Source organism: Pseudomonas sp. GD04015 (genome assembly GCF_029837675.1).
Taxonomy (GTDB): domain Bacteria; phylum Pseudomonadota; class Gammaproteobacteria; order Pseudomonadales; family Pseudomonadaceae; genus Aquipseudomonas; species Aquipseudomonas paralcaligenes.
Genome location: NZ_JAOEEE010000001.1, coordinates 66,713 through 84,203 on the forward strand (window position 1 = coordinate 66,713; position 17,491 = coordinate 84,203).

The 17,491-nt window shown below is 69.3% G+C and carries 12 protein-coding genes; 4 read left to right on the forward strand and 8 right to left on the reverse strand.

From position 1 onward, the window contains the following. The 3 genes from N7640_RS00305 to N7640_RS00315 form a co-directional block, all read right to left on the reverse strand. A complete protein-coding gene (locus N7640_RS00305) occupies positions 1 to 1,593 on the reverse strand; it encodes an ATP-binding protein (protein ID WP_279903302.1) in 1,593 nt (530 codons plus the stop codon). Next, positions 1,590 to 1,817 (reverse strand): PP0621 family protein, encoded by a 228-nt coding sequence (locus N7640_RS00310; RefSeq protein WP_220815555.1) that lies wholly within the window; start codon positions 1,815 to 1,817, stop codon positions 1,590 to 1,592. The genes N7640_RS00305 and N7640_RS00310 overlap by 4 nt, the downstream gene beginning before the upstream one ends. 127 nt (positions 1,818 to 1,944) lie before the next feature. Next, entirely contained in the window at positions 1,945 to 2,967 is a 1,023-nt protein-coding gene (locus tag N7640_RS00315; RefSeq protein WP_279903300.1) for an outer membrane protein assembly factor BamD, read from the reverse strand. 147 nt (positions 2,968 to 3,114) lie between these two features. Here N7640_RS00315 and rluD point away from each other — a divergent pair, with 147 nt between their 5' ends. From rluD to clpB, 3 genes are all read left to right on the forward strand, one after another. Beyond that, positions 3,115 to 4,086 carry a 23S rRNA pseudouridine(1911/1915/1917) synthase RluD gene (gene rluD / locus N7640_RS00320; RefSeq protein WP_279903298.1) on the forward strand — a complete coding sequence of 324 codons (972 nt, stop codon included), beginning with the start codon at positions 3,115 to 3,117 and terminating at the stop codon, positions 4,084 to 4,086. Then, entirely contained in the window at positions 4,070 to 4,804 is a 735-nt protein-coding gene (gene pgeF, locus N7640_RS00325) for a peptidoglycan editing factor PgeF (protein ID WP_279903296.1), read from the forward strand. The genes rluD and pgeF overlap by 17 nt, the downstream gene beginning before the upstream one ends. A 264-nt stretch (positions 4,805 to 5,068) precedes the next feature. Then, positions 5,069 to 7,633, forward strand: a complete 2,565-nt coding sequence (gene clpB / locus N7640_RS00330; protein WP_220815551.1) for an ATP-dependent chaperone ClpB — start codon at positions 5,069 to 5,071, stop codon at positions 7,631 to 7,633. A gap of 375 nt (positions 7,634 to 8,008) precedes the next feature. Here clpB and N7640_RS00335 read toward each other — a convergent pair whose 3' ends face one another. The 3 genes from N7640_RS00335 to N7640_RS00345 form a co-directional block, all read right to left on the reverse strand. Continuing rightward, positions 8,009 to 9,682 carry an arylsulfatase gene (locus N7640_RS00335; RefSeq protein WP_279903293.1) on the reverse strand — a complete coding sequence of 558 codons (1,674 nt, stop codon included), beginning with the start codon at positions 9,680 to 9,682 and terminating at the stop codon, positions 8,009 to 8,011. Between the two features lie 109 nt (positions 9,683 to 9,791). Further along, complete coding sequence (locus N7640_RS00340; RefSeq protein ID WP_220815549.1) at positions 9,792 to 10,640, reverse strand: ABC transporter ATP-binding protein; 849 nt, start codon at positions 10,638 to 10,640, stop codon at positions 9,792 to 9,794. Beyond that, entirely contained in the window at positions 10,637 to 12,205 is a 1,569-nt protein-coding gene (locus N7640_RS00345) for an ABC transporter permease subunit (protein WP_279903291.1), read from the reverse strand. Before N7640_RS00345 ends, N7640_RS00340 begins: the two co-directional genes overlap by 4 nt. 311 nt (positions 12,206 to 12,516) lie before the next feature. Between N7640_RS00345 and N7640_RS00350 the strand changes: the two genes are divergently transcribed. After that, positions 12,517 to 13,569, forward strand: a complete 1,053-nt coding sequence (locus tag N7640_RS00350; RefSeq protein WP_220815547.1) for an ABC transporter substrate-binding protein — start codon at positions 12,517 to 12,519, stop codon at positions 13,567 to 13,569. Here the strand turns inward: N7640_RS00350 and zapE are convergent. Together zapE and N7640_RS00360 are read right to left on the reverse strand one after the other, a co-directional pair. Then, the gene (gene zapE / locus N7640_RS00355; RefSeq protein WP_279903288.1) at positions 13,563 to 14,663 is read right to left on the reverse strand and encodes a cell division protein ZapE; all 1,101 of its coding nucleotides are present in this window, start codon (positions 14,661 to 14,663) and stop codon (positions 13,563 to 13,565) included. The two genes, N7640_RS00350 and zapE, sit on opposite strands and share 7 nt — an antisense overlap. A gap of 693 nt (positions 14,664 to 15,356) precedes the next feature. Continuing rightward, the gene (locus N7640_RS00360; protein WP_279903286.1) at positions 15,357 to 17,465 is read right to left on the reverse strand and encodes a TonB-dependent receptor; all 2,109 of its coding nucleotides are present in this window, start codon (positions 17,463 to 17,465) and stop codon (positions 15,357 to 15,359) included. Positions 17,466 to 17,491 lie beyond the last annotated feature (26 nt).

The window sequence follows — 17,491 nt, forward strand, 5'->3', positions numbered from 1 at the left end:
TCAGCTCAACTTGCGTGGATGGGCGAAGGTGATGCGGAAGCAGCTGCCTCCGCCCTCGCGGGGTTTGTAGTCGAGCCGTGCCTGGTTGCTTTCGCACAGCTCGCGGGAAATATACAGGCCCAGGCCGGTGCCCTTGTTGTCGGTGGTGTAGAAGGGCTCGAAGATGTGCTGCATCTGCTCGGGGGCGACGCCGGGGCCGTCGTCGAGGATCTCCAGGGTCGGCAGGTCGCTTTCCTCGTCGCGGTACAGCTTCAGCCAGACCTGGCCCAACTGGTGGGCCTGGGCGCTGTAGCGCAGGCCGTTCTGCACCAGGTTGTTGAGCACCTGGGTCAGCTGGTGCGGGTCCATGCGGGTCTGCAGCCCGCTACCGTGGGTCTCCAGGTGCAGCGTCTGGTCCAGGCGCGCCGAGCTGCGGAATTCGCTGGCGAAGCGGTGCATCCAGTACTTCAGGTCGAGTAGCTGGGGCTCGGCCTGGCGCCGGCGCGACAGCTGCAGGACGTTCTCGATCACCATGTTCATCCGCCGCGAGTGGTCCTGGATGATCTGCGCCAGGCGTCTATCGGGCTCCTCCAGGTCTTCCGACTCCTGCAGCAGCTGCGCCGCGTGGCTGATGGCGCCGAGCGGGTTGCGGATCTCGTGGGCGATGCCGGCGGTGAGCCGCCCGAGGGAGGCCAGTTTCAGCTGCTGGGCCTGCTGGGTGATCTGCGAGATGTCGTCGAGGAAGACCAGGGTGTGCTGATCCTCGCCGCGTTGCAGCGGGATGAAGCTGGGCTGCAGCACCGGGCCATCGGGCATGGCCTGCAGGCTCTGCGGGCGCAGCGTGGGGTTGTGCAGCCATTGCTGGAGCCGCTTGACCAGCTCGGGGCAGTGCGGGTCGAGCACCTTGCCTTCCAGGCTGCCGCGTCCGAGCATGCCCAGCGCGCCCTGGTTGGCCAGTAGCACCCTGTGCTGTTTGTCCAGCACCAGGATGCCGGTGCGCATGCGCTGCAGGATCAGCGAGTTGAGCGCCTCCAGGCTGGCCACGTCGACGGCACGCTGCTCGGCCAGGCTTTCGCTCATTTGCAGGCGCTGGGTCAGGCCCTGGAGCAGGATCGCCGCGGCGAAGCAGAGCCCACCGAGCGCGCCGGCCTGGACGAACTGGGCGCTGACCGCGGGGCGGGTCAGGCTCAGGTAGAAGGTCAGCGAGAGCATGCCGATGGCGGCGGTGGCGGCGATCAGCAGGCCGATCCGCCCGCGCAGCAGGATGTTGGCGATGGCCACCGCCACGATCAGCAGGTTGCCGATGCCGCTGGGCGTGCCGCCCGCCGAGTAGAACAGCGCGCAGAGCATCAGCACGTCGAGCAGGGCCAGGCCGAACACCTGGAGCAGGTGCCGCGGTCGGTGCATCAGCACCGCCACCAGCACGTTGACGATCAGGTACGCCCAGCTGCCGTAGCGGAACAGCTGCACGTGGGCCAGTTCCAGCAGTTCGCTGTCCAGCTTGGTGGAGATCAGCAGGATCAGGGCGAGGCCGACGGCGACGCGGTACAGGTGGTAGAGGCGCAGTACCCGCCGCCCGGGAATACCGTTCAGGGCCAGCTGGTCGGCGATCATTGGCCGGACTGTTCCTGCGGCAGGTGGGCCTGGCTGCAGTACCAGTTCTCGCCCTGGGGCAGGGCCTTCTCGCGCGGCACGTGCACGCCGCAGCGGGCGCAGCGGACCATCGGCGAGGCCTGCTCTTCCCGCGGCCGGTCGGCCGGTCGGGCGGGGCGTTTGAAGCGGCGCCACAGCCACACGGCGGCGGCGATCAAGGCGATCCAGAACAGCAGACGGAACATGTTGTGCCCTTCTTGTTGGCAGAGGCGCAGTGTAGCCAAGGAGGCCGTGCCGGCGCAGCAGGAAATGGTCGTCGCGCGGGCATGAAAAAGGGAGGCATGGCCTCCCTTGTTCGTGTCGTGGCGTGGATCAGTCGAACAGACCGAAGGTCATGTAGCTGAACCAGGAGCGGTCGCTGCCGCCGGCTTCCGCCTCGCTGTCCAAGTCTTCCCGGGCTTCTTCCCGGTTCTCCGGCAGCAGTTCGTCCGGAATCTGCTCCTGGGCGTCTTCGTACTGGCGGATCACGTCCTGGTTGGCGCGGGTCTCGCCGGGCGGCAGCGGCGCGTCGGACTCGATCAGGCCCAGGGTGGCCTTGGCCAGCCAGGAGCGGTTGTCCGCTTCCTCTTCCTGGGGCACGAACTGGCCGTCGACCAGGGACGGGTGGTCGGGGTAGTTCAGCTTCAGGGTTTCCAGGCTGCTGGCGGCCAGATCGTCCAGTTCCAGGCGCTGGTAGGCCTCGACCATCAGGGCCAGACCGTCGCCGACGGCCGGGGTCTCCTGGAAGTTTTCCACCACGTAGCGGCCGCGGTTGGCGGCGGCGACGTAGGCCTGGCGAGTCAGATAGTAGTGGCCGGCGTGGATCTCATAGGCGGCCAGCAGGTTGCGCAGGTAGATCATGCGCGCCTTGGCGTCCGGCGCGTAGCGGCTGTTGGGGTAGCGGCTGGTGAGCTGGGCGAACTCGTTGAACGAGTCGCGCGCCGCGCCCGGGTCGCGCTTGGTCAGGTCCAGCGGCAGGAAGCGGGCCACCAGGCCGCGGTCCTGGTCGAACGAGGCCAGGCCCTTGACGTAGTAGGCGTAGTCGACGTTGGCGTGCTGCGGGTGCAGGCGGATGAAGCGTTCGGCGGCGGACCTGGCCGCTTCCGGCTCGACGTTCTTGTAGTAGGCGTAGATCAGCTCGAGCTGGGCCTGCTCCGCATAGCGGCCGAACGGATAGCGCGACTCCAGGGCCTTCAGCTTGCTGACGGCGCTGTTGTAGCTCTTGTTGTTGAGGTCTTCCTGGGCCTGCTGGTAGAGCTCGGTCTCGCTCAGGTTCTCATCCACTTCCGGCTTGTTGGAAGAGCATGCGGCGACGACGACGAGGGTGGCGATCAGCAGCAGGTGTTTCACTTGCATGGTGGCTTGCGTCCCTGTGACGGCGGCTGTCTAGGCCTCTACCGTCCTGTTATGATGGGCGCCCCGGAAAAGGCCGGGACAAAGACGCCGTATTTAACCACAGCGTGCAGCCGAAACCAAAAGCCGCACCGCTCTCCGCAGCAGCCCATGTCCGAAGATTCCGATCAGCTCATCCAACTCTCCGCCGAAGTACCGTCCGACCTCGGTGGCCAGCGCCTCGACCAGGTCGCCGCTCAGCTGTTCGACGAGTATTCGCGCTCGCGCCTGTCCGGCTGGATCAAGGACGGCCGCCTGACCGTCGACGGCGCCGTGCTGCGCCCGCGCGACATCGTCCACGGCGGCGCCGTGCTCAGCCTGCAGGCCGAGCAGGAGGCTCAGGGCGAGTGGGTGGCCCAGGACATCGCGCTGAACATCGTCTATGAGGACGAGCACCTGCTGGTGATCGACAAACCGGCCGGCCTGGTGGTCCACCCGGCCGCCGGGCACGCCGATGGCACCCTGCTCAACGCCTTGCTGCACCACGTACCGGACATCGTCAACGTGCCGCGCGCGGGCATCGTCCACCGCCTGGACAAGGACACCACCGGCCTGATGGTGGTGGCCAAGACCCTGCAGGCGCAGACCAGACTGGTCGACCAGCTGCAGAAGCGCAGCGTAAGCCGCATCTACGAATGCATCTGCATCGGCGTGATCACCTCCGGCGCCACCATTGACGCGCCGATCGGCCGCAGCTCGGCCAACCGTCAGCGCATGGCGGTGATAGACGGTGGCAAGCCGGCCATCACCCACTACCGGGTGCTGGAGCGCTTCCGCTCGCACACCCATGTGCGGGTCAAGCTGGAGACCGGCCGCACCCACCAGATCCGCGTGCACATGACCCATGCGGGCTACCCGCTGGTGGGCGACCCGCTCTACGCCGGGCGCTTCCGCATCCCGCCGGCCGCCAGCCCGACCCTGGTGCAGACCCTGCGCGAATTCCCCCGCCAGGCCCTGCACGCGCGCTTCCTGGAGCTGGAGCATCCGGCCACCGGTCAGCGCATGCGCTGGGAGTCGCCGCTGCCGGAAGACCTGGTCTGGCTGCTGTCGCTGCTGCGACAGGACAATGAATCCTTCGTCTGACTGGCTGCTGCCGGACTGGCCGGCCCCGGCCAACGTCCGCGCCTGCGTCACCACCCGGGCCGGCGGCGTCAGCCTGCCGCCCTTCGACAGCCTGAACCTGGGCGATCACGTCGAGGACGAGCCCGCCGCCGTCGCCGAGAACCGCCGGCGCCTGAGCGAGCGCCTCGGCTGCCGGCCGGCCTGGCTGCAGCAGGTGCACAGTCCCGACGCGGTCGAGGCCGACCCGGCGAGGGTGGCGGTCGCCGACGCCAGCTGGACGACCGCCGCGGGCACCGCCTGCGCGGTGCTGACCGCCGACTGCCTGCCCGCCCTGTTCTGCGACCACGCCGGCACCCGTGTGGCCGCCGCCCATGCCGGCTGGCGCGGGCTGGCCGGCGGGGTGCTGGAGAACACGGTGGCCGCCCTCGGCGTAGAGCCAGGCGAGCTGCTGGTGTGGCTGGGGCCGGCCATCGGTCCTGGCTCCTTCGAGGTCGGTCCCGAGGTGCGTAAGGCGTTCCTGGCGCAGCATGCCCAGGCCGAAAAGGCCTTCGGCGCCAGCCGCAACGCCGGCAAGTTCATGGCCGATATCTATGCCCTGGCGCGCATCCGCCTGGCCGCCGTCGGCGTCACCGCCGTGCATGGCGGCGGGCTGGATACCTTCGCCGACCCACGCTTCTTCTCCTACCGTCGCGCGGCCTGCACCGGTCGCTTCGCCTCGCTGGTGTGGCTCGAACCCTGACGGTGATACCACTGTGTCCCTGTAGGAGCGGCCTTGGCCGCGAACCCTTGGCTTTCGGTTCCTGCGTGGCCCCGGGCAAGAGCTCGCGGCCAAGGCCGCTCCTACAGGGCGCTCAGTCCCGGCCGCAGCGGACCGGGACTGATCCGCGTCAACGGACCGGCGCTTGAATCGGTGAAAACTGTCCTTATCTAAAGAGCTATTCCGGGCTTCACTATCGGGAGCAGTTCAGCGCTCCGGCCCGCTATCTGAAGGAAGGACATATTCATGCGAATCGACCGTCTCACCAGCAAGCTGCAACTCGCCCTGTCCGACGCCCAGTCCGTGGCTGTCGGCCTCGACCATTCCGCCATCGAGCCGCTGCACCTGATGCAGGCCCTGCTGGAGCAGCAGGGCGGCTCGATCAAGCCGTTGCTGATGCAGGTCGGCTTCGACGTAACGGCCCTGCGCCAGGCCCTGGCCAAGGAGCTGGACACGCTGCCCAAGCTGCAGAACCCCACCGGCGATGTGAACCTGTCGCAGGACCTGGCGCGCCTGCTCAACCAGGCCGACCGCCTGGCCCAGCAGAAGGGCGACCAGTTCATCTCCAGCGAGCTGGTGCTGCTCGCCGCCATGGACGAGAACACCCGGCTCGGCAAGCTGCTGCTGTCCCAGGGCGTGTCGAAGAAGGCCCTGGAGAACGCCATCGCCAACCTGCGCGGCGGCCAGGCGGTCAACGACCCGAATGCCGAGGAATCGCGCCAGGCGCTGGACAAGTACTGCGTCGACCTGACCAAGCGCGCCGAGGATGGCAAGCTCGACCCGGTGATCGGCCGCGACGACGAAATCCGCCGCACCATCCAGGTCCTGCAGCGGCGCACCAAGAACAACCCGGTGCTGATCGGCGAGCCCGGCGTCGGCAAGACCGCCATCGCCGAGGGCCTGGCCCAGCGCATCATCAACGGCGAAGTGCCGGACGGCCTCAAGGACAAACGCCTGCTGGCCCTGGACATGGGCTCGCTGATCGCCGGCGCCAAGTTCCGCGGCGAGTTCGAGGAGCGCCTCAAGGCGGTGCTCAACGAGCTGTCCAAGCAGGAAGGCCGCATCATCCTGTTCATCGACGAGCTGCACACCATGGTCGGTGCCGGCAAGGCCGAGGGCGCCATGGACGCCGGCAACATGCTCAAGCCGGCGCTGGCCCGCGGCGAGCTGCACTGCGTGGGCGCCACCACCCTGGACGAGTACCGCCAGTACATCGAGAAGGACGCCGCGCTGGAGCGCCGCTTCCAGAAGGTGCTGGTGGACGAGCCGAGCGAGGAAGACACCATCGCCATCCTGCGTGGCCTCAAGGAGCGCTACGAGGTGCACCACGGCGTGACCATCACCGATGGCGCGATCATCGCCGCCGCCAAGCTGAGTCATCGCTACATCACTGACCGCCAGCTGCCGGACAAGGCCATCGACCTGATCGACGAGGCCGCCAGCCGCATCCGCATGGAGATCGACTCCAAGCCGGAGGCCCTCGACCGCCTGGATCGCCGTCTGATCCAGCTGAAGATCGAGCGCGAGGCGCTGAAGAAGGAAGACGACGAGGCCACCCGCAAGCGCCTGACCAAGCTGGAGGAGGACATCGCCAAGCTGGAGAAGGAATACGCCGACCTGGAGGAAATCTGGAAGTCGGAGAAGGCCGAGGTGCAGGGCTCGGCGCAGATCCAGCAGAGGATCGAGCAGGCCAGGACCGAGCTGGAGGCCGCCCGCCGCAAGGGCGACCTCAACCGCATGGCCGAGCTGCAGTACGGGGTGATCCCGGACCTGGAGCGCAGCCTGCAGATGGTCGACCAGCACGGCAAGAGCGAGAACCAGCTGCTGCGCAACAAGGTGACCGACGAGGAGATCGCCGAGGTGGTCTCCAAGTGGACTGGCATCCCGGTGAGCAAGATGCTCGAGGGCGAGCGCGAGAAGCTGCTGAAGATGGAAGGGCTGCTGCACCAGCGGGTGATCGGCCAGGACGAGGCTGTGGTCGCCGTGGCCAACGCCGTGCGCCGTTCCCGCGCGGGTCTGGCCGACCCGAACCGGCCGAGCGGCTCGTTCCTCTTCCTCGGCCCGACCGGGGTGGGCAAGACCGAGCTGTGCAAGGCACTGGCCGAATTCCTCTTCGACACCGAGGAGGCGCTGGTGCGCATCGATATGTCCGAGTTCATGGAGAAGCACAGCGTAGCTCGCCTGATCGGCGCGCCGCCCGGCTACGTGGGCTATGAGGAGGGCGGCTACCTGACCGAGGCGGTGCGTCGCAAGCCCTATTCGGTGGTACTGATGGATGAGGTGGAGAAGGCCCACCCGGACGTGTTCAACGTGCTGCTGCAGGTGCTGGAGGACGGCCGCCTGACCGACAGCCACGGGCGCACGGTGGACTTCAAGAACACGGTGATCGTGATGACCTCCAACCTGGGCTCGGCGCAGATCCAGGAGCTGGCCGGCGACCGCGAGGCGCAGCGCGCGGCGGTGCTGGACGCGGTGAGCAGCCACTTCCGGCCGGAGTTCATCAACCGTATCGACGAGGTGGTGGTGTTCGAGCCGCTGGGCCGCGAGCAGATCGCCGGCATCGCCGAGATCCAGCTGCAGCGCCTGCGCAGCCGCCTGGCCGAGCGCGAGCTGCGCCTGGAGCTGACGCCGGAGGCGCTCGACAAGCTGATCGCCGTCGGCTACGACCCGGTGTACGGCGCGCGGCCGCTCAAGCGCGCAATCCAGCGCTGGATCGAGAACCCGCTGGCCCAGCAGATCCTCGCCGGCCGCTTCACGCCGGGGGCGCTGGTGCAGGCCGGGGTCGAGGGCGAGGAGATCGTGTTCGCCTGAGGCGCCCGTTCTTCCCGGATTGCATCCGGGCCACAAAGCCGCGACTTCCGCGAGGAGGCGCGGCTTCTTTATGCGCGTGTGCTCCGTAGGGTGCGCCATGCGCACCGGTCGTAGCCCGGATGAAATCCGGGGAGCGGGATTGCCGAGTGTTCCGGGACTGCCTTCGTGGCGAGTCACTTGACTAGCTACGCTCGCCCTTCGGGCCAGCCTGCGGCCGTTACTTCGCCTCGCTTCGTTGCTTTTGTCTGCGGATCGCCGCCCGGACCATAGAGAACGTAGCCAAAGCGAAGGTCTCCCCCGCCTGCGGCGGGGTTCCCCCTCTCCGGGAGCGCCATCCCTGGCACGTTATGTGGAGCCTCGTGCAGGCAATGGAACTCAGAGGGTGCGTGGCTGGCGGGTGAACAGCCGCAGCAGGCCGCGTGCCACTTCCCGCAGCAGGCGCCCGGCGAAGCTGAAGTCGAGCACGCCGGTCTCGTCGACGTAGCGCTGCCAGTGCTCCACCAGCCGGCGCAGGCGCTCGGGTTCGGCCTCGGCCAGGTCGTGGATCTCGCCGGGGTCGCGCTTGAGGTCATACAGCTGCCAGCGCCCCGGGCCGTCTGGTTTGGGAATGTACAGCGCCTTCCACTGGCCCTGGCGGATGGCGCGGGCGCGGAACAGCTCCCAGCCGGTGGTCTCGTCCTGGCTGTGGGGCTGCTCTTCCTCGCCCTGCAGGTAGGGCAGCAGCGAGCGCCCGCGCAGCGGCAGCACCTCGCGGCCCTGGTAGGTGGTGCCAGGATGCTGGGTGCCGGCCAGTTCCAGCAGGGTCGGCACGATGTCCATCACGGTGGCGAATTCGTGGCCGATGGCGCCCTGTCGACGCAGGCCCGGCCAGGTGACGAAGGCCGGCACGCGGATGCCGCCCTGGCTGGTGAACAGCTTGAACTGGCGCGACGGCGCGGTGGCCGCCTGGGCCCAGCGCGGGCCGTACCAGAGGTAGGAGTTGGCGCGGCCGAGGTTGTCCAGGCTGTTGTCGTAGTGCTTCTCGATGAAGCGCTGGGCGCGCTTGCCGACGATGGGCAGGGCCTCCAGCGCCGCGCCCTCGGCGCCATTGTCGGAGAGGAACAGGATCAGGGTGTCGTCCAGCTCGCCCGAGGCGCGCAGGTGCTCGATCACCCGGCCGACGTTCCAGTCCAGCCGCTCGACCATCGCCGCGTAGACTTCCATGGCCCGGGCGGAACGGCGCCGGCCCTGTTCGTCCAGCTCGTCCCAATTGGGCGTGTCCGCCACCACCGGGTGGGCCTCGACGTCCGCCGCCACCAGGCCCAGCGCCTTGAGTCGCTCCAGGCGCTGCTGGCGCAGGGCGTCCGGGCCGGCGTCGTAGCGCCCTTTGTACTTGGCGATCAGCTCGGCCGGGGCCTGCAGCGGGAAGTGCGGCGCGGAGAACGGCAGGTAGGCGAAGAACGGCCGCTGGTCATCCTGCGGGCGCTCGCCCAGGTACTCCAGCAGGCGGTCGGTGAAGGCGTCCGAGGAGTAGAAGCCCTCGGGCAGCTCGGTCACCGGCTCCAGGCCGTCGCGGTAGGTGCCTTCGACCGCGTGCAGCAGGCGCGGCATCTTGTGCGGCGGAACGTTCGGCGACCAGTCGTAGTGGTTGTGCGCGGCGCCTTCGAGGATGAACGAGCGCTCGAAGCCGCGCGCCGCCGCCGAGGTTTCGGCGGTGCGGCCCAGGTGCCACTTGCCGGATATCAGGGTGTGGTAACCAGCGTCGCGCAGCAGTTCGGCGAGGCTGACCACGCGCTGGTTGAGGTGGCCCTCGTAGCCCGGGTTGCGACGGATGGTCTCGTCGCTGAACTCGGCCATGGCGCCGATGCCGGCCAGGTGGTGGTCGGTGCCGGTGAGCAGCATGGCGCGGGTCGGCGAGCAGGCCGAGGCGGCGTGGAAGTCGGTCAGGCGTAGGCCCTGCTCGGCCAGGGCGTCGAGGTGAGGCGTGGCGATCTCGCCACCGAAGGCGCCGAGGTCGGAGAAGCCGAGGTCGTCGGCGACGATCAGCAGGAAGTTGGGACGGCGAGACATGGAGGCTCCGGTGAGAGTTGGTGCCTGCACGGGGACGACGGAAACCCACAGGCCCGTCATCCCCACCCAGGCGTCATCCCCGCGCAGGCGGGGACCCAATAAAAAACGGTCAGTAGGCCAGGGACGCCAGCGGCAGGTCTTCCAGGCGCGGCGGCGGGGCGCGGTAGTCGCCGTCGCCGGTCAGCTCGAACAGCAGCTCGCCGCGCAGCTGGTGGAAGTCGTAGCCGGCGCGGTCGCGCGGGTGCGGCAGGTCGATCTCGACGATGCGCTTGATCCGCCCCGGGCGCGGCGCCAGCACTACCACGCGGTCGGCGAGGAAGATCGCCTCCTCCACGTCGTGGGTGACCAGCAGGCTGGTGATGCCGGCGCGGGCGCGGATGGCCAGCAGCTCTTCCTGCATCTGCTGGCGGGTCAGGGCGTCGAGGGCGCCGAAGGGTTCGTCGAGCAGCAGGATGCGCGGGCTGGCCACCAGGCCGCGGGCGATCGCCACGCGCTGGGCCATGCCGCCGGAGAGCTGGTGCGGGTAGGCGCGCTGGAAGCCGTCGAGGCCGACCAGATGGATGAATTCTTCGACCCGGCGGAAGCGCTCGGCCTGGGTCAGGTCCTCGTTGACCAGGCCGAGGCCGACGTTCTGCTGCACCGTCAGCCAGGGGAACAGGCGGTGCTCCTGGAACACGATGCCACGCTCGCCGCCGATGCCCGCCACCGGCTGGCCGGCCACTTCGATGCGGCCGTCGAACTCGCGGTCCAGGCCGACCAGCAGGCGCAGCAGGGTGGATTTGCCGCAGCCGCTGGAGCCGAGGATGGCGATGGATTCGCCCTCGCGGATGTCGAGGTTGAAGTCGCTGACGGCCTGCAGCTCGCCGAAGCGCTTGCCGACGCCGATGAAGCTCACCAGCGGCGGGGACGGCGGCAGGCCCTGGAAGGTGCGCGAGTCGGGCAGGGTCAGGCTGTTCATGCGGTTCTCCAGCGCGTCGCGCGCGCTTCGATCGATTGGCCGAGGGTGTTGAGCAGGGCGCCGGTGAGGCCGATCAGCAGCATGCCGGCCATCACCTGGTCCATGCGGAACAGCTGCTGGGCGCCGATCATCAGGCTGGCCAGGCCGCCGTTCGACGGCATGAAGTATTCGGCGCCGATGGTGCCCAGCCAGGCGAAGATCAGCGCCAGGCGCAGGCCGGCGAAGATGGCCGGGGCGGCGCCCGGCAGCACCAGGCGCAGCAGGCGCTGGCGGCGGTTCAGGCGCAGCGCGCGGGCGGCTTCGTCCAGCTGTGGCGAGAGGGCGGCGATGCCGCGCTGGCTGGCGATCAGCAGGGGGAAGAAGGTGGCCATGCCGACGAACACCAGCTTGGCCGTCTCGCCGAGGCCGAACCAGGCGGTGAGCAGCGGCACCCAGGCGAAGATGGCGACCTGGCGCAGCGCCGACAGGGTCGGCCCGAGCACGCGTTCCGCCGGGCGCCACAGGCCGAGCAGCACGCCCAGCGCGAGACCCAGGCCGCCGCCCAGCAGCAGGCCGCCGAGGGCGCGGCGCAGGCTGAGCAACAGGCCCTCGACCAGGCTGCCGTCGGCCAGGCCCTGCCAGGTGGCCTGGGCGACCTGGGTCGGGCTGGCGAGGATGTTGGCGTCGACCCAGCCGGCGCTGCAGATCAGTTGCCACAGGGCGAGCAGCGCCAGCGGCAGCCACCCGGTCTGCAGGCGCTGCCAGCCGCGCCCGGCCGGCGCCCGGCGGAACTCGGCGGCCGGCGGGTGCGGCCAGTGCAGCAGGCGGCCGTCGAGCCACTGGATGCCGCGGTCCAGCACCACGCCGAACAGGCCGATGACGAGGATGCAGACGAACACGATGTCGAGCATGAACAGCTGGCGGCCCCAGACCATCAGGTAGCCGATGCCCTCGCTGGAGGCCAGCAGCTCCACCGCCAGCAGCGAGGCCCAGCCGGTGGCCAGGGCCAGGCGCAGGCCGGCCATGAACGAGGGCAGGGCGGCCGGGATGGTCAGCCGCCACAGGCGCAGCAGCGGCGGCAGGCGCAGCACCTCGGCCGCCTCGCGCAGGCGTGGCTGGGCGTCGCGCACACCGACCAGGGTGTGGATGGTGACGGGCACGACGATGGCCTTGACCAGCACCACCAGCTTGAGCGCCTCGCCGATGCCGAACAGCAGCATGAACAGCGGAATCCAGGCCAGGGTCGGAATCTGCGCCAGGGCGGCGAAGGTGGGGAAGACCAGCCGTTCGGCGCGGGCGCTGGAGCCGAGCAGGGCACCCAGGGCGATGCCCGCGGCGACGCCGCCGAGCAGGCCCCAGGCCAGGCGCTTGAGGCTGATCGCCAGGTGCTGCCACAGCTCGCCGCGGCTCAGCTCCAGCAGGGTCTGCCAGACCTGTTCGGGCGCCGGCAGCACCTGCCCGCTCATCCAGCCCCAGTGGCTGGCGGCCTGCCAGAGCAGCAGCAGGCCGACCGGCAGCAGCCAGGGCAGCAGGTGTTCGCCGGTGGGGCGGGAGCGACCGAGGGGCAGGGTGGCGGCCAGGCTCATCGCGGGGCGCCCCCGCGCTGGCCGATATAAGCGATTTTCAACAAAAGCATATAAAAGCTCATATCAATTCGATTGAGTGATAAGAGCGGTCATTTAAAGAAGGCGGGCAGGCCCCGGCCAATGCCTTTGGCTCATATTTTTTATGCCTGCCGGGCATTCGGCCGGGAAGCCGCAGCGGTGCTGGTTTAGGTCTTTAAGTGATAAAAAAATAATCTTTTAGTATTTAAATTCGCTAAGGCGGCCATGCCTAAGTGCCGGCCAAGGGAGCGCCGACCGCGCGCTCCGGGCCAGACATTCCAGGAGCCACCGCCATGAAAAGCCTCTTCACTACCTTCGCCGCGCTGTTCGCCGCGCCGGCGCTGATCGGCCTGCTGGCCTACCTGCCGCCCGTCCAAGCGGCGGACCGGGTCGAGGAAATCCGCATCGCGGTGCCCGATGTCAGCGCCGGCAGCCAGCCGAGTGGCGGCGGCGTGGTCGATGTGCTGCGCGCCCAGGAAATCTTCGAGCAGGAGTTCGCCGCCGACGGCATCAAGGTGCAGTGGAGCTTCTTCAAGGGCGCCGGCCCGGTGATCAACGAGGCGCTCGCCAACGGCCAGGTGGACTTCGCCTACCTGGGCGACCTGGCCGCCATCATCGGCAAGGCCAACGGCCTGGACACCCGCCTGCTCAGCGCCACCGCGCGCGACATCAAGCACTACCTGGGCGTGGTGCCCGGCTCGGGCATCCACACCCTGGCCGACCTCAAGGGCAAGCGCGTCGGCATCTTCCGTGGCACCGCCTCGCAGCTGTCGCTCGACGCCGCGCTGGCCAGCCAGGGGCTCTCAGAACGCGACCTGCAGGTGATCAACCTGGACTTCAACGCCGCCACCGCGGCGCTGGCGGCCAAGCAGATCGACGCCACCTGGGGCCTATCCAACCTGATCGCGCTCAAGGCCCGCGGGGTGGCCGAGCTGCCGCTGTCCACCGACGACCTCGGTGGCGTCGGCAGCATCCAGGGCGTGCTGGTGGCCGACGGCCGCTTCGTCGACCGCCATCCGGAAATCACCGCGCGCCTGGTCAAGGCCCAGCAGAAGGCCGTGACCTGGCTGCGCGACGAGCACAACAAGCAGGCCTACATCGACCTGGTGTCGGGCCTGGCCAACTACCCGACGCTGATCCTGCAGAACGACCTGCACAACGCCAGCTTCAGCAAGATCTTCGACCCGCAGCTGGACGCCGGCTTCCTCGGCCGCCTGCAGCAGAGCGTCGACCTGGCCGCCGAGCAGCGCCTGGTGCGCAAGGGCTTCGTGGTGGCCGACTGGGCCGAGCCGAAGTTCCTCGACGCCGCGCTGGGCGAGCGCAAGGCCGTGGCGGCCGCTCAGTAGCGCGCCTGCTGCATCTCGCGCAGGCGGCTGAGGGTGCGGCGGAAGGGGAATTCCAGGTAGCCGCGGGTGTACAGCGCGTCCAGCGGCACCGCCGCTTCCAGGTACAGCGGGCGGCGGTGGTCGTAGCACTCGTCGACCAGGGCGATGAAGCGGCGCACGCCGTCGTCGTGGGGCGCCAGGCGTGGCAGCTCGCGGTCGCCGGCGACCACCCGCTCGGCGGCGTCCTCGGTGCCCCGGGCGATGCGCCCCTCGCACGGCTCGCCGGACAGGCACGGCACGCCGCCGAGGAGGATCGCCGGGAAGCGCTCGCACAGCTGCATGAAGTCCAGGGTCGAGTACGGCCCCTCGCACAGGGTGGTGAAGTCCAGCCACACGGCGCCCGGCGCCTGGCGGATCACCGGCAGCCGGCGTGGCCCCAGTTCCAGCGACGCGTCCGATACCGGGCCGGCGCCGGCCAGGCGGGCGAAGGCTTCGGCCAGCGCGGCGGGGTCGTCGACCCAGTAGCGCTGCACCGCGGCGCCGGGGTGCAGGCGGTGGTCCTGGCCGCCGTCCACTTCCACCACGTCCAGCTTCTCCTGCAGGGCGGCGATGGCCGGCAGCAGGCGCTCGCGGTTGAAGCCACCGGCGTACAGCTGCTCCGGCGGCTGGTTGGAGGTGGCGACCAGCACCAGCCCTTCGTCGAGCAGCGCGCGCAGCAATCCGCCGATCAGCATGGCGTCGCCGATGTCGCTGACGAACAGCTCGTCGAAGCACAGCACCCGCACCTCGCCGGCCAGCTCGCGGGCCAGGGCGCGCAACGGGTCGGCGGTGCCGCTGAGCTGGAACTGGCGCTGGTGGACCCAGCGCATGAACTGATGGAAGTGCTGGCGCCGCGACGGCACCGTCAGGCTCTCGTGGAAGCGGTCGAGCAGCCAGGTCTTGCCCCGGCCCACCGGTCCCCAGAGGTATACGCCGCGGCACGGACGCCCGTCCCGCAGTGCCTCGCGGCAGCTCTCCAGGCATTCGGCGGCGCGTTGCTGGGCGGCGTCCGGGTACAGCTCGCCGCGCGCCAGGGCCTGGCGGTAGGCGTCGAGGGGGGAGGGCGGTGTCGGCATGGGGCGCCACTGTAGCGGGATGCGGCGGCCTTGCCCATGGCTCGGGAGCGTCTGGGATACGGGGGCATGTGTGGGAGCGGACTTATCCGCGAGCTTTTACCGGGGCAGAAAAGCTCGGGGCCAAGGCCCCTCCCACAAGAGCGGCGGGCTTGCCCGGGCCTAGCTCCTGCGACTGGGATGCGGGGGGATGTGTGGGAGCGGACTTGTCCGCGAGCTTTTGCCAGGTACAGAAAAGCTCGGGGCCAAGGCCCCTCCCACAAGAGCAGCGGGAGTGCCCGGATCTAGCTCCTACGACTGGGATGCGGGGGGATGTGTGGGAGCGGACTTGTCCGCGAGCTTTTGCCGGGAGCAGAAAAGCTCGGGGCCAAGGCCCCTCCCACAAGAGCGTCGGGCTTGCCCGGGCCTAGCTCCTGCGACTGGGATACGGGGGATGTGTGGGAGCGGACTTGTTCGCGAGCTTTTACCGGGATCAGAAAGCTCGGAGCCAAGGCCCCTCCCACAAGAGCGGTGGGCTTGCCCGGGCCTAGCTCCTGCGACTGGGATGCGGGGGATGTGTGGGAGCGGACTTGTCCGCGAGCTTTTGCCTGGGGCAGAAAAGCTCGGGGCCAAGGCCCCTCCCACAAGAGCGGTGGGAGTGCCCTGTGTCCTGCACGGCCATCCACCCCGGCGCGCCGGGGTGGACGTCGCGCCGGCTTAGAAGCTCAGGCGCATGCCCACGGTGAGGTTGCGGCCCGGCAGCAGCACGTCGTCCTTGATGAAGGAGCTGTGGTTGCGGGCGCGCTCGTCGAGCAGGTTGTTGCCCTTGAGGAACAACTGGTACCTGGTCTCGTTCAGCGCGCCGCGGTAGCTCAGGCCGGCGCCGAGCATGTTGTAGCCCGAGGTCTCGGTTTCGTAGTCGGCGAGGTCGTCCTGGCGCTGCACCCGGTAGAACTCCAGCTCGCCGCTGACGGCCGGGGTGAACGCCTGGTTGACGCGCACGCCGAGGCGGTCCGCCGGGATGCGTGGCAGGTCGCCGTCGCCCTTGAGCTTGCCGCGTACGTGGTCGCCGAACAGGGTGATGTCGGTGGCGTCGGTGAGCGCGTAGGTGACCGAGCCCTCGGCGCCGGTCAGCACCGCATCCTGCTGGCGGTACTCGATCTCGCGGTAGCCGCCGCCCACGTCGTGGCCGGTGTCCGCCGCATAGATGAAGTCGCTGACCTGGTTGCGGAACAGGCTGAAGCTGAAGGTGGTGCGCCCGGCGAACTTGCGCAGGGTCAGCTCGGCGTTGTGCGAGGTCTCCTCGTCGAGGTCGACGTTGCCCAGCTCGACGGTGCGGGTGGCCGCGTGCGGGCCGTTGGCGTACAGCTCCTCGGCGGTGGGCAGGCGCTGCGAGCGCGACAGGGAGAAGCCCAGCGAGTATTCCGGGGCGAAGGTCCAGACCGCGCCGGCGGACACCGAGGTGCCGCTGTGGTTGGTGTCGGGCTCGCCCTCGGCGTCGATGTCCTGCCATTCGTGGCGCAGGCCCAGTTCGTAGCGCCAGTCGCCGACGCTGTATTCCTCGAGCAGGAACAGCGCGTGGTTGCGGGTCAGGGTCGGCGGCACGTAGGCCTCCTCGCCCAGGGCCTGGAAGTCGCGGCGCTGGGTCTGCCCGCCGAGCACGCCGCGCCAGCCGAACAGCGGTTCGTGGGTCAGTTCGAGGCGCGCGTCGGTGGCGTCGTTGCTGAAGCGCGTGGCCGCCTCGCCGCCCTCGATCTCGTCGTGGCTGTAGTTGCTGTGGCCGACCCGCAGCCGGGCCAGCTCGAAGCCCGGCAGCGGGTCGTTCAGTTCGCCGCGCAGGTCCCAGCGCTTCTGCTTCATCTTGATGTAGGGCACGCCGGCGTGGTCGTGATCATGGCCGTGGTCATGCTCATCTTCGTGATCGTGATCGTGATCGTGATCGTGATCGTCGTGGTCGTGTTCATCCTCGTCGTGGCCGTGTCCGCCGTGGCCGTCCTCCTCACCGACGCAGTGCCAGTCGCGGGCGGCGTGGGTGTGGCAGTCGGCATGCTCGTGGGCGAGCAGCCCGTAGCTCAGGTTCTGCTCGCCGTAGGCCAGGCCCAGGTAGCCGCGCTCGCCGATGAAGCTGGCGCCCAGGCTGTAGCTGTCGGTGTCGTTGAAGGAGCCGGCCTGCTTGCCCGGCGAGCCGGGAATCTCGTATTCGTTGTCCTGGCGCTTGGTGCCCTCGGCGCGCACCGCGAAGTTGCCCGTGCCCGCGGTGATGCCGAACACTCCCGCGCCCTGGTTGGCGACGGTGTTGGCGCGCAGCTCCAGTTCGCCCTCGTAGCCCTTCTCCGGCACCCGGGTGGGAATCCGCTTGTCCAGCACGTTGACCACCCCGCCGATGGCGCCGCCACCGTAGAGCAGGGTGGCCGGGCCCTTGAGCACTTCGATGCGCTCGGCCAGCAGCGGCTCGCTGGTCACCGCGTGGTCGGGGCTGATGGTCGAGGCGTCGAGCACATCCACACCGTCGCTCAGCACCTTCACCCGCGCGCCGTCCAGGCCGCGGATCACCGGCCGGCTGGCGCCCGCGCCGAAGCTGCTGGAATGCACGCCCGGCAGGCCGTTGAGGGTCTCGCCCAGGGTGGACTCGCGGCGCTGCACCAGTTCCTCGCCCTCCAGCACCTCGGCGGGGCTGGCCATCTCGGCGAGGGTGCTGTTCAGGGCGCTGGCGCTGATCACCGAGGAGCCGAGCTGCAGCGGTTCCCGGGTTTCGGCGGCCAGCAGGGGAGCGTTGGGCGCCAGCGCGAGGGCGATGGCCCAGGCCAGGGGGTGACGACGGTTCATGTTGACCTCATGTCTAGGGTTTCAGG

Excerpts from the sequence above, each read along its gene's own strand:
- N7640_RS00305 (WP_279903302.1), bottom strand. The coding sequence starts at position 1,593 with ATGATCGCCGACCAGCTGGCCCTGAACGGTATTCCCGGGCGGCGGGTA.
- N7640_RS00310 (WP_220815555.1), bottom strand. The coding sequence starts at position 1,817 with ATGTTCCGTCTGCTGTTCTGGATCGCCTTGATCGCCGCCGCCGTGTGG.
- N7640_RS00315 (WP_279903300.1), bottom strand. The coding sequence starts at position 2,967 with ATGCAAGTGAAACACCTGCTGCTGATCGCCACCCTCGTCGTCGTCGCC.
- rluD (WP_279903298.1), top strand. The coding sequence starts at position 3,115 with ATGTCCGAAGATTCCGATCAGCTCATCCAACTCTCCGCCGAAGTACCG.
- pgeF (WP_279903296.1), top strand. The coding sequence starts at position 4,070 with ATGAATCCTTCGTCTGACTGGCTGCTGCCGGACTGGCCGGCCCCGGCC.
- clpB (WP_220815551.1), top strand. The coding sequence starts at position 5,069 with ATGCGAATCGACCGTCTCACCAGCAAGCTGCAACTCGCCCTGTCCGAC.
- N7640_RS00335 (WP_279903293.1), bottom strand. The coding sequence starts at position 9,682 with ATGTCTCGCCGTCCCAACTTCCTGCTGATCGTCGCCGACGACCTCGGC.
- N7640_RS00340 (WP_220815549.1), bottom strand. The coding sequence starts at position 10,640 with ATGAACAGCCTGACCCTGCCCGACTCGCGCACCTTCCAGGGCCTGCCG.
- N7640_RS00345 (WP_279903291.1), bottom strand. The coding sequence starts at position 12,205 with ATGAGCCTGGCCGCCACCCTGCCCCTCGGTCGCTCCCGCCCCACCGGC.
- N7640_RS00350 (WP_220815547.1), top strand. The coding sequence starts at position 12,517 with ATGAAAAGCCTCTTCACTACCTTCGCCGCGCTGTTCGCCGCGCCGGCG.
- zapE (WP_279903288.1), bottom strand. The coding sequence starts at position 14,663 with ATGCCGACACCGCCCTCCCCCCTCGACGCCTACCGCCAGGCCCTGGCG.
- N7640_RS00360 (WP_279903286.1), bottom strand. The coding sequence starts at position 17,465 with ATGAACCGTCGTCACCCCCTGGCCTGGGCCATCGCCCTCGCGCTGGCG.